Genomic DNA, 16,183 nt, shown 5'->3' on the forward strand with positions numbered 1-16,183 from the left:
CGTCTCCTCCAGATCTCGCTGTGACAAGACAGACAGTTGATAGTGCCCACCCTACCTACTACCCTTTATCACTCCTACTCCCTAAAACCTAAAACCTAAAGCCTAACTTGTTCTTCGCGGGAACGGCGACGACGGCGAGAACGGCGGGGAGTGTCGGAATTGTTGCTGTCATTTGTTGCTTCCTCGGAAGATCGCGAACGTCGGGAGCGACGGGGACTTTCGGAACGGCTACTGTCGCCTACCTCCTCGGACGATCGCGAACGCCGAGAGCGACGGGGACTCTCTTGAGAAGAACTATTATTAGTGGTTGTCTCCTCAAACCGTCGCCGAGAGCGGCGGGAGCGGCGCGGACGATCTTCATTGTTAGTATTTTCGTCATCAACTCGTTCGCCACCTGGGGGCATGGGGAGGTTGCGCTGATAGCGAGGACGGATCGGATCGAGTTTGAGTTCGGGCTTGCGTCCCCTGAGATTGTCGGGACGTGGGGGGAAGTTTTCGGGGGGGAAGTCTTTGACAGCAGTCTTCATGAACCGCGACCAGGCGTAGGCAGCCGTACTACTGGCATTGCCAGTGGGGTTATTGTTGTCGTTGCCTAGCCAGACGCCAGTGACCAGTTGCGGGACAAAGCCAATAAACCACAGGTCGCGCTCTTTGTCAGTGGTTCCGGTTTTCCCTGCTACAGGGCGACCGATTTGGGCGGATGTAGCGGTACCTTCATTGACGACGCCACGCATCATCCAGGTCATAATGGCGTTGGTATCAGGTTCAAAGACTCTGGTAGGTTGGGTTTTGTTGCGATAGAGGATTTCACCTTTTTGGTTGATGACTCTGGTGATACCATGAACGGGATTGTGGATACCACGAGCGGCAAAGGTGGTGTAAGCACCAGTTAGCTCTAGCAAGTTGACTTCTAGTCCACCAAGCGCGAGGGAATAAAATGGTTCGAGTTTGGATTCGATCCCCATTTTTTTGGCACTGTCGATCACGGGTTGCCAGCCAGTATCGATCAAGATTTTGATGGCGATGATGTTCACCGAATTAATCAGCGCATCGTGCATGGTGATGTAGCCCTTGAAGCGTTTACCAGCGTTTTTGGGCTTGTAACCATCGACATTGAAGGGAGCATCGAGATAGGATTTGTTGGGGCTGATCCCGCCAGCGATCGCCGTCGCATAGACGATCGGTTTGAAGGTCGATCCTGGTTGGCGTTTGGCTTGAGTGACGCGGTTGAATTGGTGGGTTTCAAAGTCGGTACCGCCAACCATCGATCGAATGCCGCCAGTACGCGGATCGATACTCACCATCGCCGCTTGTCCGAAGGAACCCCGATTGTTGCGGACGGTGGAGTTGACAACTTCTTCCGCTTTGGTTTGCCACTCAGGATTGAGGGTGGTTTCGACGGTTAAGCCGCCTTGGGCGATCGCTTGGGCAGAAATCCGCTGCGGTAGTTCTTGTTCGATATATTTAGTAAAATACCGCGCCTCCTGTGCTTCACGCTTGAGCGGGCTGCGTTTGGGTTTGAGGGGTTCGGCTTTGGCTGTTTTGGCTTCGGTGGCAGTGATGAACTTGGCTTCCACCATGCGATCGAGTACCAAGTTGCGGCGGGCTTGGGCAAATCGGGGATTGACAAAGGGGGAATATTTATTGGGCGCAGGTGGCATCGCGGCGAGGGTCGCCATTTCTGCAAGGGTGAGTTGGTCTACAGTTTTGCTAAAGTATACCCAGGCGGAATCCGCGACGCCGTAGGTACCTTCACCCAGATAGACGAGATTGAGATAGCGTTCGAGGATCTGATCTTTGGTGAGTCCTTGGGTCAATCTTTGAGCGAGGCGGACTTCCCGCAGTTTGCGCCAAAAACTCCGCTCTTGGTTGAGGTACACCATCCGCGCCAACTGTTGATTGATACTACTTGCGCCCTCGACTAAGTTTTTGGAAGTGACGTTCTGGATGAGGGCGCGGGTGACACCTTTGTAGTCTACGCCGTCATGTTCGTAAAAGCGACGGTCTTCGATCGCCACAAAGGCTTGTTTGAGCTTGGTGGGCATCTGCCAAGTTTTGAGTGTCTCACGGGTGGCATTCCCCGTCTGGAGCAGGACACTCCCATTCAATCCCTTGATGGTAATCGTGCCGGGACGCACATAACTGAGGGCATCGGCTGGCGCGTACTGACTGACACTGCGATCGACAAAAATCCAGGCTCCAGTCAGACCCAACAAGCCCAATCCCAGCCCAGAACCCGCCCAGAATAAGCGATTTTTGTAGAGTGGTTTGTCACTTTGAAATGGTTTAGCGAGATTGGTACCGAGCCAGCCTACGGTCGTACCCACGGCGGTAGGTGTCTGACCGATCGCACTCAGCAATGGACTCTCGGCTTTAGCAGTGGCTGACGCGCTCGATTTTTTAGGAGCTGGCACAGTCGGAGCCTCAGCGACTGGATCGTCACTAGGGATATTTGCCGTCATCTTAGCCGCTGAGGTGGGGACATTGGCACTGGCTGAATTACTGGGATAGAGATTGGTGGAAATATCGACCGTTGAATTACCACCTCTGATGCGACGGCGTCTGGACTCGATCGTCGCTCTGCGCTGTTGCTCCGTAGCGGTAATGGGATCGTCGCGCTCGACATCGGCTAATGGTTGACGCGGCTCACGCGGGTTGTCGGCACTAGTCAGCGGCAATTTTGTGGATAGTTTCCGTAACCTAGCGAATAAATTCAACACGTCAACTCCTAATGTAAACCTGGCACTCGTCAATCCGATCCGATGGCGATCGCGAGCTGGCAGCCAATCATCATCGATGCTGGTGCGAGGATCGCCAATAACTCTGTCTTGGCTGGCAGATCGCCAATGTTAATTGAGCATAATAGCGTACTCAGGGTTTACTGGGGAATACTAATAATGACTCTTTAAAATCAGTCATCACAATTATACTAGACATCTTAATTGTTGAGCATTTCACCGCGCTAGTCTGGACTATCCTATTTCCTCTCACAATGAACAACGATCTTCGCTATCTGACGGCTGTTGACCCACAACGTAATTCGATCGGTAGATTTCAGTACTTGAGCTGGGGAGAGTTCACGGGGACAGTCAATGTGTCAGTGGCATCAGGGCAAGCGTGGGAGATCGTATTTTACCAGGGACAGATCGTTTGTAGTCTCGATCGCGCCCAACCCAATCGACTCTGGCAGCGGCTACTCCGCACTCATGTTGGTTATGAGCATGTAGGACTCGAATTGTTGTTTGAGGCAGCACATCACAGTCCGTGGCGGGGCTTCGAGCACCGCAAATCACTTTACTGGCATTATCAGGGGGCGATCTCGCTGATGACGCTTGCCGAAATCAAGCCATCCGCAGTGACGGCGATGTTGACCACTGCGGCGCAAGAAACCATTTTTGACTTGCTTCAGTATAGTCAAGGACAGAAGTTGACATTTCGTTCCCACCCCGAAATTTTTACCGAGCGACCACCCATCGCGATCGATACTGAAGCCGTCATCGCTCAAGCCGAACTGCTATGGCAAGAATGGCACACCCACAAGCTGGGAAATATCTCACCCAATAAAACACCAGTCATCCGGCATCCCGTCCAACTGTATCGCCAAACTACACCAATCATTTATCAAAATTTGGTGCAAGTGATTACAGGCAAGCGGACTCTGCGCGAAATTGCGGCAGAGATCGACGAAGATTTACTATTATTGACGCGTTCGTTGACTCGTTACATTCAGACAGGAATCGTCGAATCGATCGATCTCCCCGATCTGAAGTCGCCTCAATTAAATAGCCAAGTCTTGCCTGTTGCCACAGCCAAGCGCGAACGACCGTCAATCGTGATGCCGACGATCGCCCCAAAACCAATTCAATCTAAATTAGTAATTTGCATCGATGACAATCCCGAAGTTTGCGAAAGTATGCGGGCGATCGTTACGGATGCTGGCTATCGGTTTATCTCAATTCAAGATGCTACTCAAGCTTTGCCAAGACTGCTGGAAAATAAACCCGATCTGATCTTCCTCGATCTGATCATGCCCAAGGTCAATGGTTATGAAATTTGTGGTCAAATTCGCCGAATTTCTACTTTCGCTCAAATTCCGATTGTGATCCTGACAGGTAAAGATGGTTTACTCGATCGTGTCCGCTCCAAGGTAGTTGGTGCTTCGGAATTTACTTGTAAACCAATTAATAAATATGCGATCGTCACTTCACTAATTAAATATCTCAGTATCTCAGCCCAAGCATCATAGCCAGAGCCAAATATTCGAGTGTTAACTATCAACTATCAACCGTAAACCGATCGATCATGAACGACTCAGATATCCAAGTCCAAGCTTATAGTTATTTCTTAGCTGAAGCACCAGAATTGCTCCAGACGATCGAGCGAGAAATCCTAACGCTACCCAACGAGCATACCACCGCCAAGGTTCACAATCTGATGCGGGCACTACACACGCTCAAAGGTGCGGCAGCTAATGTGGGATTGGGAACGATCGAGCGCATCGCTCACGATTTTGAAGATCTGACGCGAGTCTTTTATGACTTGGATGTCACGATTGATGTCTCGATTCAGACCTTATTATTGGCGGGTTATTCAGAACTACATGAATGTCTAAATGCTCAAGTTAATCAGTATGATGTTGATGAAGCAGCAATTAGCGATCGGATCGCGGCTATCCTCGCACAGTTGAAATTGAAACTGGGTGATTGGAGTGAAGCCGACATCGCTTTACCGACAGCGATCGAGTTGGGATTTGATATTGTCGCTTCAATTTTTGAAACTACCATTCAGGAGCAGATTGATGAAGCGATCGCGGTCATTGCTACCCACGATCCGAGCCAGATCTTGGCAGTACTGCACAGTGTGACAGATATCTGTAGCAGCTTAGCCGAGTCATTTGAATTGCCTGGTTTCTTGGCAATCAATCAGGCAATTATTGCCGCCATGTCCCATCATCCGACCCAACTCGATACCATCGCGCTCCTAGCGGTCGTCAACCTCCAACAAGCTCAAACCGATGTCCTCGCAGGCGATCGCACTCTGGGCGGGAGTATTTGTGCTGAGTTGGCAGATCTGGCAACACCGATCGCGATCGTCATCCCCCCAGTTGCCGCTCCATCGGTGCAGGTAACACCCCAAATCGATCGCCCAGACCAAATCGAGCAGATCGTCAGTGGAGAGGCAGAATTGACCGCATTCCAAGCATTTTTGATAAGCGACAAATTCCGCAAACGTCATGAATTTAGCACCGATAATCAGCACTTATTCAACCAAGTTATTCGACTGTGTTGGGATTGGTTTCGACAGGAGATTCAGCCCGATCGCTCTGAGTTGAATCTAGAGATCTTGGTGATGGCTGAAGGTTTGGCAGATTTGGATTATATTCACCACTGGATCGGACTATTGTTGCAAGGTGTGAGTACGCCCAGCGAATCACTCGGTGAGATGCTCTATCAGCAATCTAGTCTCTATTTGTATCGTCAGTGTTGTATCTATCAAGTCATCTTTGCAGTAGCAAAATATCTCGCGAGTACGGGACTGCACTCACAGCTTACGCCTGAATTCCTGAGTGAGTTGCGATCGTACCTCCAACATACTGTCACTATTTACAAGCAACTATCACCTGTAACTGTGAGCGAACGCGGCTGGATCGATCGGATTATTTTGCCTCATCACTGGAAATCAACTCCCGCAATGAAGAGCGGTGAAGATCTATTATTATCTGAAATCTGGGGTCGAGCGGATTTTGGGAAGGGTCATGAGTAGCAGGTAGCTATTCTCAGCTAAGGCTGTGTTTTCCGACCGCAACCTTGCTGTGAATTGCTTATTCTTCCTGTTCGCTTGTGTCATCGGGATGATTCGGATCGTCCTTTGCCCCGATCCCTAATAATTTCTTGCTGCGCTTGAGGTCTTTCCACAGACTTTTGATTTGCAGGTAGGATTCTTCTGGGGTGAGTTTGCCAGCAGTTTCGAGGCTACAGATATAGCTGACTTTCTGGGTGAATTCTTGCAAGTTACTATTGAAGATCAAGTATTCGGGCGTAAACTCACCATTGTAACGGTTATTGTTGTACAAAAAGAAATCACTCTGCTTTGACATTGATATTGCGTCCTATCGATCGCGCTAGATGGGATTTAGACTAGAGTTGGCGATCTTTGGTCAGAGACTACAAAAGACCGCCTGCAAGCATCGATCTTTGAGTAGGTGGGGGACAATCATTGCCTCACACATGATGACCGATGGTATTTGGCTAAATTTGTGCTGATTTGAACGTTTGCTTAACCCCCACAATTTTGGTTAGGCAGGTGCGTACCAAATAAAGTGGAACACTGTAGATTAAGATTTAAAGATTGACTGTTGACGGATACCGATCGACAGCTAGTGATTTCGATCGAGATTTGATGTTACTACAATTCTAACTATTTGAGCATGAATCGTCATCGACAGATTTACGAAGGTAAAGCCAAAATTCTATACGCTACGGACGATCCAGATGTCTTACTAGCTTATTTCAAGGATGATGCTACTGCTTTCAACGCCCAAAAGCGCGGCACGATCGTGGGTAAAGGTGAGATCAATTGTCAAATTGCGGCGCACTTATTTCGCGAGATTGAGGCGCAAGGGATTGCTACTCACTATATCGACTGCCCAGCAGCCGATGAGATGAGAGTCAAGGCGGTGCAAATCATGCCGATTGAAGTAGTCGTCAGGAACATTGCAGCGGGTAGTCTCTGTCAACAAACTGGGATCGCCTTGGGGACGATCTTACCGCAGCCGTTGGTCGAATTTTTTTACAAAAACGATGCCCTGGGCGATCCACTGTTGACACGCGATCGGCTGCTGCTAATGGAATTGGCAACTTCAGCCCAACTGGATATCTTGCACGCTAAAGCAATCCAGATAAATCATATCCTCCAAAACTTTTTCAAACAGTGTGCAATTACACTAGTTGACTTCAAAATTGAATTTGGGGTAGATAAGCACCAGCAGATCCTGTTGGCGGATGAAATCAGTCCAGATAGTTGTCGGCTCTGGCTGACTGGGGAACCCGATCCCGATTTACGAGTCTTGGATAAAGATCGGTTTCGCCGCGATCTCGGTAATGTTGAAGATGCTTATCGAGCCGTTCTAGCTAGAGTTTTGGGAGTCAGGGAGTAGAGTTGGGCGGATAGATGCGGTGTGGATTAAAGATATCTGGATCTGTCTGCACTAGCCATCGACTGCCAATCACTATTTAATCTATACAAACATGAAATTGAAATTTAAATTACTTTTAGTCGCTACAGTTGCCACAATCGCGCAGATTTCTTACCATCCATCGGCTCATGCCGATTCAACTCAGATCGATCGACTAGTATCGCCGCCGACGAGTTTGGCAAGTTCGATCGATGTGCGACGAGCGATCGCTGGCGGAGACCGCCACAAGTCGGTGAGTATCCGCACAGCCAAAGATCTAGTCGCTCAATCGAACCCAAAAACTCGCAAGCCCGCACCGAAGAAGGCACAACCAGTCAAGAAACCTGCCGCTACCACCAAGCCCACTCAGCCGTCGCCACAGAGCCAGGTACCAGCGACGCCACCAGCCGCAAATCAGCAGCAGGTACTAGTCTCCGACATCATCATTCGCACTCCCGCCGGAGCCTTGACGCCCGATCTAGAAACCAAAGTTCGCCAAACCCTGACCGTCAAAGCCGGACAACCGACCACTCGCGCGCAATTAGAGCAAAACTTGAATGCGGTGCGGGCGTTGGGGGCTTTCTCAGCAGTCGAAATCATCCCTGAAGATACTGCTAAAGGGGTCAGACTCAGCTTTGTAGTGACGCCATACGGTACTCTCCGCCAAGTCCAGATCGGTACGCTCCCAGCCAATACCACTACTATCCTCAAGCAGACAGAGATCGACAGCATCTTTCAGGTGCAGTATGGTAAACCGCTAAATGCGGTCGAACTCCAAGCCGCGATTAAGCAATTAAACGCACTTTATCAACAACAGGGATACAACCTCGCCCAAGTGGTAGACGTAGAGGAACTTGGGGCTGATGGTACCTTGAGACTAGTCATTGCCGAAGGACTAATCGAAGATGTCCAGGTGCGCTTTTTGAACAAAGAGGGTTCGCTAGTTGATGACAAGAACGTCCCGTTCAAAGGGATTACGCGTCCCTTTATCGTCACGCGTGAAGCCGAGCTAAAACCAGGCAAGATTTTTAATCGCAACACCGCTGAAAAAGATTTGCGGCGGATTTTTGGATTGGGGATATTTGATGATGTGCGCGTATCCTTTGCACCTGGTAGCGATCCGGCGAAAGTGATCCTCCAGCTCAATGTGATCGAGCGCAGGACTTCCTCGATCGTCGCTGGTGGGGGACTGAGTTCGGCGAATGGATTGTTTGCCAGTATCGGTTATAACCAGTTGAATGTCGGCGGTAATGCCCAAACGATCGGTGCCAACGTCCAACTCGGTACAACGGGCTTCCTGGGTGACTTGAGCTTTACCGATCCGTGGATCGCGACCGACCCCAATCGGACATCATATACTACCAATATCTTCTCACGGCGATCGACATCGCTAATATTTAATGGTGGGACAACGCCACAGTTCGTACCTGGGAGTATCCCCGTAGGTAGCACTACTGGCGACTCACCCTTGATTGTCAGACAGGGGGGCGGGATTACCTTCAGTCGTCCGCTCAATGGCAATCCTTACGCCGATAGTCCTTGGCGCGCCTCGCTCGGACTACAATATCAACGTGTTTCCGTTCAGAATTTCAATAGTGGGAATGGGATTCCCAATGGCACGCTCGTCCCCCAAATCGGCGGTCGCGATCTCACTTTTAGCAAAACCGGAGAGGACGACTTACTGATGGTGCAGCTAGGATTGACTCAAGATTTACGCAACAACTTCACCGAGCCAACTCAAGGCTCACTGCTGAAGCTAGGGCTGGATCAGTCAGCACCGATCGGACTGGGGAATATTTTTATGACCAGAGCCAGAGCGAGTTTCACCAATTATACGCCCCTGAGTTTGATTAATTTCACGCCAGGTGCCCAAGCACTAGTATTGAATGTCCAAGGTGGGACGATTGTGGGCGACTTACCACCCTATGAAGCCTTTAGCTTGGGTGGGAGTACGTCAGTGCGCGGCTATGAGGACGGCGATATCGGTTCGGGGCGGAGTTATTTCCAAGCTACTGCTGAGTACCGCTTTCCGCTCGTGTCGATCGTTGGTGGTGGGCTGTTTGTCGATTATGGTAGCGATCTGGGCAGTGGTAGCAGCGTACCTGGCGATCCAGCCGGATTGCGGGGCAAACCAGGCAATGGTTTTGGGTATGGTGCGGGGCTGCGGATTAGCGTTCCGGCGTTGGGTTCGATCCGGATTGACTATGCGATCAATAATCTTTCTCAAACTCGGATTCAGTTTGGGATTGGGGAAAGGTTCTAACGGTTAAGAAGAGCTTAGAGACTGAAGTCTCTGCTCATAATGCAAAGTCCGCCTGCGCGGACTATTATGTCAGTCCGCGCAGGCGGACTTTGCATCATGAGCCACGATTTTAATCGTTGGCGGTATTAGAACGAAGTTATAATATCGAATTTACACACGATCGGGTAGACCAACGAGCAATAGGTGTTGACAAATTTCCTTAAATTATTTTCGATCGGGTTGTTGCTGTGGTTGATAAGTGTAGTTCCAGTGCGAGCGGATTTTTGCCGCCAGGTTGAGAGTCAGCGGATTTGTATTCTAGACATCAAGCGGAGTGCCAAGAATTACTGGCAATATCAGGCGATGGTGAGTATCGACGGCATCGCCCAACCCTCGGCATCCTATGACTGTCGCGATCGCTTGATCACCGACCCCGATGGCAATTTATCATCATTTCGATCGCGCAAAGATGGCAAAATTGTCTGTAGTCTCTATCGACCCAGAGGTTGAAATTAGGCGATCGCCAGATCTGATGAGGCGATATACTGGTAGAGAAAATCGTACTAATATTTATCTCGATCGTCGGAAAACCCAAATCAAGCTCAGAGGATGGATTTCTGCCGTCGTGAATATCCAGCAGGGAAATATGAATTCAGGAATTGACCTCCAGGGAACTTTTATCCAATCCCTCAGCGACCTTGGTATCTCAGCCGAACTGGCGAAAGTCATCTGGATGCCGTTTCCGATGCTGCTGATGATTATCGGTGCCACCGTGGGCGTGCTAGTGAATGTGTGGTTGGAACGCAAAATTTCGGCGGCTGTCCAACAGCGGATCGGCCCAGAATTTGCGGGGCCATTGGGTGTCTTGCAGCCAGTTGCTGATGGTTTGAAGTTGGTATTCAAGGAAGATATCACACCCGCCAATGCCGACCCGTATCTGTTCACGATCGGTCCGATTATCGTCGTACTCCCAGTATTTATCTCCTACTTGATCGTCCCCTTCGGTCAGAATCTGGTAATTACCAACGTCAATACAGGCGTATTTTTATGGATTGCCTTCTCTAGTATCGTGCCGATCGGCTTGTTGATGTCTGGCTATGCGTCCAATAACAAGTATTCATTAATTGGGGGCTTGCGGGCGGCGGCTCAGTCGATCAGCTATGAAATTCCGCTCGCTTTGTCAGTACTGGCGATCGTGATGATGTCCAACAGTCTCAGCACGATCGATATCGTCGCCCAACAATCAGACTACGGGATTTTGTCCTGGAATGTCTGGCGACAACCAGTCGGTTTCGTCATCTTCTGGATCTCCGCACTTGCCGAATGCGAACGTCTGCCCTTTGACCTCCCAGAGGCTGAGGAAGAGCTAGTAGCTGGCTATCAGACCGAATACTCAGGGATGAAATTTGCCCTGTTTTATATCGCCTCCTACGTTAACCTAGTACTATCGGCATTATTGGTCGCCATCCTCTATCTTGGCGGTTGGTCGAGTCCGATCCCGATCGAGTTATTGAGCGATCTGATCGGTGTCGATCCTACAACCTCTTGGGTGCAAGTCGTCGATGCGTCACTCGGGATTGCGATGACTGTCCTCAAAGCTTATTTCCTAGTCTTCCTAGCGATCATCACTCGCTGGACTGTCCCCCGCGTCCGGATCGACCAACTCCTCAATCTCGGCTGGAAATTCCTCCTACCGATCGCGCTTGCCAACTTGCTGATTACTGCGGCACTTAAATTGGCATTCCCCACGGCTTTTGGGGGTTAGGCTTTAGGTTTTAGGTTTTAGGTTTTAGGGTCGGAAAAATATCACTAGTACCCAGTCCCCCAGTCTCAAATTATCATGCTGAAATTCCTCAAACAAGTAGTCGATTACGGTAAAGAAACCGCTCAAGCTGCCAAATATATCGGTCAAGGATTGGCAGTGACATTCGATCACATGCAGCGGCGTCCGGTGACCGTACAATACCCCTACGAAAAACTAATTCCCTCCGAAAGATTTCGGGGGCGGATTCACTTTGAATTTGATAAATGTATCTCGTGTGAAGTCTGCGTGCGTGTCTGCCCGATCAACTTACCAGTGGTTGATTATGAGTATGACAAAGTTAGCAAGAAAAAGAAACTCAATAGCTATAGTATCGATTTTGGGGTGTGCATCTTTTGCGGTAACTGTGTCGAATACTGTCCGACTAATTGCCTCTCGATGACCGAAGAATACGAACTAGCAACATTCGATCGCCATGAACTCAACTATGATAGTGTAGCTCTGGGTCGCCTCCCCACCAAAGTGACTGACGATCCGATGGTGACAGCGTTACGCACAATGGCATATCTGCCCAAAGGTGTAATGTCCCCGCGCGATTTACCCGATGGTGCTCAACGCGCTAACAGCACTAAATAGAGCACAAACCGATCCTGATTGCTGCCGATAGTGAGTAGTCAGGATCGGTTTCCAAATTATCAACTATCAATAACTAATAACAAAAATGCAAATTGCTGAAGGTGTTCAGTTAGTTACATTCGCACTGCTCTCAGCCTTGATGTTGGGGGCAGCTTTAGGCGTAGTTCTGTTTGCCAATATTGTCTATTCAGCTTTTCTATTGGGTGGCGTATTCATTAGTATGGCGGGAATTTATATCCTCCTCAATGCTGATTTTGTCTCCGCTGCCCAAATTTTGGTGTATGTCGGCGCAGTCAATGTCTTGATCTTGTTTGCGATCATGTTGGTAAACAAACGTGAGGACTTCAAACCCCTCAAAAATGGTTGGGTGGGACAAGGTGCAACTGCATTGGTTTGTGTGGGTTTATTTGCGCTGTTGAGTGCTGTTTCGGTGGTGACACCGTGGTCGATCTCAACCACAGTACCGCTGGCGAGTTCGATCGTGCCATTAGCCAAGCACTTTTTTACTGATTTTCTATTACCATTTGAATTGGCTTCAATCTTGTTGTTGATGTCGATGGTAGGGGCAATTATTTTGGCGCGCCGTGATTTTATGCCCGAGACGATCGGTGCTATCTCCAGCCAAGATAGTTTAACGTTACCCGAACGTCCCCGCGAATTGGTTGGGAAATAAAGTCAGTTGAGAGTTGAAGTTTGAGTAAAATTTAGAAGCGATCGCCAGTATCCAGATGACACTACAATTACAATATTTTTTAATCTTAGCTGCTGCGCTATTTTGTATCGGTATTTATGGACTAATAACTAGTCGGAATGCAGTAAGAGTGTTGATGTCGATCGAGCTGATGTTGAATGCAGTCAATCTCAATCTGATGGGTTTTTCTAACTACATCGATCCAGCCGAAATCAAGGGACAAGTATTTACTGTATTTGTGATTGCGATCGCCGCAGCGGAAGCAGCGGTAGGACTAGCGATCGTCTTATCGATTTATCGCAACCGCGATACCGTGGATATGGAACAATTTAATTTACTCAAGTGGTAGTTTTTTAAGTTGAGGTTGTGACTTATTTTGATGTATTCTTTGTGGCAACGCCTGACATTATCGGACTTATCCGCAGACAGATGGGTTGATGCTAGCTATGTGCATCGCTGGGTGGGGAGTCTCCGCTCTTGGCGACAGCAGAGTTGGGTGATGCAGTGGGGCGACGAGATTGGCGCGATTTTGACGTCGCTCGTGTTTGTTGTCTCGCCCTTTATCCCTTCTACGCCTGGATTATCAACAGAAACGATCGCGTTGATACTCGCTGGTGTAGCGGCTTTTTGGATCTTGTTGACGCTAGCTGACAATCGTGGTGGCGGGATTACACCCATCCATATCACCCTGCTGGTGTTCTGGGGGATCTCCGCAGTTTCGGCGGGATTATCACCAGCGAAAGCTGCGGCGGTGAGAGGGCTGAATTTGGTCAGCCTCTACTTGCTATTATTTTTGATGTTGGCGCGGTTGTATCGCTCAGCGCGGATTCGGAACTGGCTGATCGGGATTTATCTACATGTTGCGCTGATTGTCAGTGTTTATGGCGTTCATCAATCCATTTATGGTGCCAAACAGTTGGCGACTTGGGTAGATGCTGAGTCTATACTGGCGAAGACGACGCGGGTATATAGTTATCTCAATAATCCCAATCTGCTAGCTGGATATCTGTTACCAGCGATCGCTTTTAGTATCGCTGCCTACTTTATTTGGCGCGGTTGGTTGCCCAAAGCATTGGCGATCGTGATGGTAGTTGTCAACACATATTGCTTACAGGTAACGTACTCTCGTGGTGCTTGGGTGGGCGCATTGTTGGGCGTCTTGGTCGCGGCGGCATTAATCTATTATTGGCTGTATCCAGGATTGCCCAAGTTTTGGAGATCGTGGGCATTACCGATCGCGCTAGGTACGATTGTGGCGATCGTCGGAGTCGCCATGCTACTCATCCCGAGCTTGCGCGATCGGGTGTTGAGTATTTTTAGTGGTAGCAAAGATAGTAGTAATAACGTCCGACTGGAAGTGTGGAAGGCAGTTGGCAGAATGATTTACGATCGACCCCTATTCGGCTTTGGGCCAGGCGATCGGGTGTTCAAGCAGATTTACCCGATTTATCAAACTAGCCCCCGCTTCAGTGCGCTTGCTGCCTACTCACTCTTTCTAGAAACGATCGTTGAAATTGGCTATATCGGGTTTGCTGCGCTGCTGTGGACGATCGTCGTAACTTTCAATTGTGGTGTTCAAGGCTTGGCAAAATTGCGGCAAACTAGAGACATGCAGGCGGTGTGGCTGATGGCGGCGATCGTCTCGATGGTCGCCCTCCTCGGTCAAGGCACTACCGATACCGAGTGGTATCGTCCCCAGATCCAAACCTTGTGGTGGTCGATCGTCGGCATTATTGCGAGCTTTTATCCCAGCAGCAAGCAGATCGATCGCGGTACGCCTCCAACTGATGACACCCGCCACAAGTATCGAGCCGATGCCTAACTTGCTGTCCCTGATACCCGGATCGAATTGGCAACATCCCAAATCGCAATTACAATCAGCGTGGAAATCGGCGCGGATTGGATTTACTATTTTTCCATTGGTGCCGCTTGTCGGTGCGCTATTTATTTTATTTTCAGTCGGCAAGACGTGGCAACATTGTGGGCGCGAGATCGTCCGGTATCGCTTAAATTGGTGCTTGGCACTGCTTTCGCCGTGGCTGGTTGTGGTATCGCTGTGGGGAATTCAGCCTGGTGATGCCGCTTTGGGGTTGGTCAATTTTTTGCCATTCTTTGCCTTTTTTGCGGCTTATAGTATGTTGATTCAGTCCCCCGTCCAATTACGGCAATTAGCTGGGATGATGACGATTCCCGCACTGCCGATCGTGGTGTTGGGATTGGTGCAGCTTTTGGGGTGGGGCGGCGATTTCCCAATTCCAGGTACGCCAGGATATGTCTGGCAGATGTACCCCTTGGGCAATCCAGTCGGGCGGATGTCATCGGTGTTTGGACATGCCAATCCCTTGGCTTTGTATCTCCAGATGGTATCGATCTTTGCGCTGGGTTTGATTGCCGATCTTTACGAGCAACATCCAGCAGAGATCGGTACGGGAAAGCTGACTAAATTCTGGAAATCACCGACTTTATGGTGGTTGGTGGCAATTCTAGTGCTTTGCAGTGTGTCGCTAATCTTGACTAGCTCGCGGGCGGCTTGGGCTGGGGCAGTTGTAGGTACACTGGTATTTACTATTTATCAGGGGTGGTACTGGCTGGTGGGCATTGTGAGTGCGATCGGGACGGTGATTTTGAGTGCCGCTTATGCGCCATCACCACTCAAAGAAACACTGCGATCGATCGTCCCGCGTTATTTTTGGGCACGGATCACGGATGAAATGTACCCCGACAGACCCTTGGCACTGACGCGGGTATCGCAATGGAAATTTGCGTGGCAGCTCATCCAAGCACGCCCGTTGACTGGGTGGGGATTGCAGAGCTTTGGCCCACTGTACCAGGAGTATAGCCAGTATTGGTTGGGCTATCCCCACAATCTGCTCATGATGCTAGCTTCCAATCTGGGAATCCCCGCCACGCTTGGCTTGTGCGCGATTGTCGGCTGGATTCTGGCACAGTCTACGATCCTGTTGCTCAACTTTCCCCTCCAATGGCGATCGGAACGGACGATCTTTTTTACCTATCTAGTTGCTTTTGGCGGGTTTATAATATTTAATATCACTGATGTGACCGCCTTAGAATTGCGCTTAAATACTCACGCTTGGCTAATTTTGGCGAGTATGTGTGGGGTAGTCTATCGCGCCAGATCTATTAGCTAGTGAGCGATCCGGTGAACAATCAACAGCAAAATTATTACGATCGATTGGGTGTACATGCTAGCGCGTCACCGATCGAAATTCGGCGTGCTTATCGGGAGCTGAGCAAAAAATACCATCCCGACACTACCAAACTCAGCACGGCAACAGCCATCGTCAAATTTCAAGCCCTGAATGAAGCCTACGCGACTATCAGTCACCCCGAGCGACGCTCGGCATACGATCTAGAGATCGGCTATTCGCGAGTCTTTGTCATCCAATCGACCCCACGATTTACCACGCTCCAGCCTCGACCCGATCGCTATCGCTCTTCAGCATATCTCGATCCCACCGATCGACCGCTCTCTGGTGGGGAAATTTTTGCTTTATTTATGTTAATTGTGACATTTCTCGGCTGCCTGATCTTAGCGATCTCGATCGGGATTGCCAGGGGTGAGATTTGAGTGAGATGTCGATCGGGAAAGGAGTTGGAGCGCAACAGTTGCCCGCTAATTGAACGTCAGTGTCTTCTTGCCAAGACACTGACGTTCAT

At 49.6% G+C, this 16,183-nt stretch carries 14 protein-coding genes; 12 read left to right on the forward strand and 2 right to left on the reverse strand.

All coding sequences use genetic code 11. From position 1 onward, the window contains the following. Positions 1-95: 95 nt before the first annotated feature. A complete protein-coding gene (locus tag ACEW9I_RS23705; protein WP_373542796.1) occupies positions 96-2,720 on the reverse strand; it encodes a transglycosylase domain-containing protein in 2,625 nt (874 codons plus the stop codon). 272 nt (positions 2,721-2,992) lie between these two features. Here ACEW9I_RS23705 and ACEW9I_RS23710 point away from each other — a divergent pair, with 272 nt between their 5' ends. Both ACEW9I_RS23710 and ACEW9I_RS23715 read left to right on the forward strand, forming a co-directional pair. Further along, positions 2,993-4,246 carry a response regulator gene (locus ACEW9I_RS23710; protein WP_373542797.1) on the forward strand — a complete coding sequence of 418 codons (1,254 nt, stop codon included), beginning with the start codon at positions 2,993-2,995 and terminating at the stop codon, positions 4,244-4,246. A gap of 56 nt (positions 4,247-4,302) precedes the next feature. Next, positions 4,303-5,763 carry an Hpt domain-containing protein gene (locus ACEW9I_RS23715; protein WP_373542798.1) on the forward strand — a complete coding sequence of 487 codons (1,461 nt, stop codon included), beginning with the start codon at positions 4,303-4,305 and terminating at the stop codon, positions 5,761-5,763. A gap of 58 nt (positions 5,764-5,821) precedes the next feature. On the opposite strand, the gene ACEW9I_RS23720 is transcribed toward ACEW9I_RS23715, so the two are convergent. Next, positions 5,822-6,097, reverse strand: coding sequence for a hypothetical protein (locus ACEW9I_RS23720; RefSeq protein WP_373542799.1), 276 nt, complete (start codon positions 6,095-6,097; stop codon positions 5,822-5,824). A 330-nt stretch (positions 6,098-6,427) separates the two neighbouring features. Between ACEW9I_RS23720 and purC the strand changes: the two genes are divergently transcribed. From purC to ACEW9I_RS23770, 10 genes are all read left to right on the forward strand, one after another. Further along, positions 6,428-7,156, forward strand: coding sequence for a phosphoribosylaminoimidazolesuccinocarboxamide synthase (purC, locus tag ACEW9I_RS23725; protein ID WP_373542800.1), 729 nt, complete (start codon positions 6,428-6,430; stop codon positions 7,154-7,156). A gap of 91 nt (positions 7,157-7,247) precedes the next feature. Then, on the forward strand, positions 7,248-9,437 hold the full coding sequence (locus tag ACEW9I_RS23730; protein ID WP_373542801.1) for a BamA/TamA family outer membrane protein: 2,190 nt from the start codon (positions 7,248-7,250) through the stop codon (positions 9,435-9,437). 186 nt (positions 9,438-9,623) lie between these two features. After that, on the forward strand, positions 9,624-9,926 hold the full coding sequence (locus ACEW9I_RS23735; RefSeq protein WP_373542802.1) for a hypothetical protein: 303 nt from the start codon (positions 9,624-9,626) through the stop codon (positions 9,924-9,926). 136 nt (positions 9,927-10,062) lie between these two features. After that, the gene (gene nuoH / locus ACEW9I_RS23740) at positions 10,063-11,181 is read left to right on the forward strand and encodes an NADH-quinone oxidoreductase subunit NuoH (RefSeq protein ID WP_373542827.1); all 1,119 of its coding nucleotides are present in this window, start codon (positions 10,063-10,065) and stop codon (positions 11,179-11,181) included. A gap of 75 nt (positions 11,182-11,256) precedes the next feature. Then, a complete protein-coding gene (gene ndhI / locus ACEW9I_RS23745) occupies positions 11,257-11,814 on the forward strand; it encodes an NAD(P)H-quinone oxidoreductase subunit I (RefSeq protein ID WP_373542803.1) in 558 nt (185 codons plus the stop codon). A gap of 85 nt (positions 11,815-11,899) precedes the next feature. After that, the gene (locus tag ACEW9I_RS23750) at positions 11,900-12,487 is read left to right on the forward strand and encodes an NADH-quinone oxidoreductase subunit J (RefSeq protein ID WP_373542804.1); all 588 of its coding nucleotides are present in this window, start codon (positions 11,900-11,902) and stop codon (positions 12,485-12,487) included. Between the two features lie 55 nt (positions 12,488-12,542). Then, complete coding sequence (nuoK, locus tag ACEW9I_RS23755) at positions 12,543-12,854, forward strand: photosynthetic/respiratory NAD(P)H-quinone oxidoreductase subunit E (RefSeq protein WP_373542805.1); 312 nt, start codon at positions 12,543-12,545, stop codon at positions 12,852-12,854. A 30-nt stretch (positions 12,855-12,884) separates the two neighbouring features. Then, positions 12,885-14,327, forward strand: a complete 1,443-nt coding sequence (locus tag ACEW9I_RS23760) for an IctB family putative bicarbonate transporter (RefSeq protein WP_373542806.1) — start codon at positions 12,885-12,887, stop codon at positions 14,325-14,327. Further along, positions 14,293-15,654 (forward strand): O-antigen ligase family protein, encoded by a 1,362-nt coding sequence (locus ACEW9I_RS23765; RefSeq protein WP_373542807.1) that lies wholly within the window; start codon positions 14,293-14,295, stop codon positions 15,652-15,654. The genes ACEW9I_RS23760 and ACEW9I_RS23765 overlap by 35 nt, the downstream gene beginning before the upstream one ends. 11 nt (positions 15,655-15,665) lie before the next feature. Further along, complete coding sequence (locus ACEW9I_RS23770) at positions 15,666-16,094, forward strand: J domain-containing protein (RefSeq protein ID WP_373542808.1); 429 nt, start codon at positions 15,666-15,668, stop codon at positions 16,092-16,094. Positions 16,095-16,183 lie beyond the last annotated feature (89 nt).

Source organism: Chamaesiphon sp. (assembly GCF_041738855.1).
In the GTDB taxonomy this organism is placed as follows: Bacteria; Cyanobacteriota; Cyanobacteriia; order Cyanobacteriales; family Chamaesiphonaceae; genus Chamaesiphon.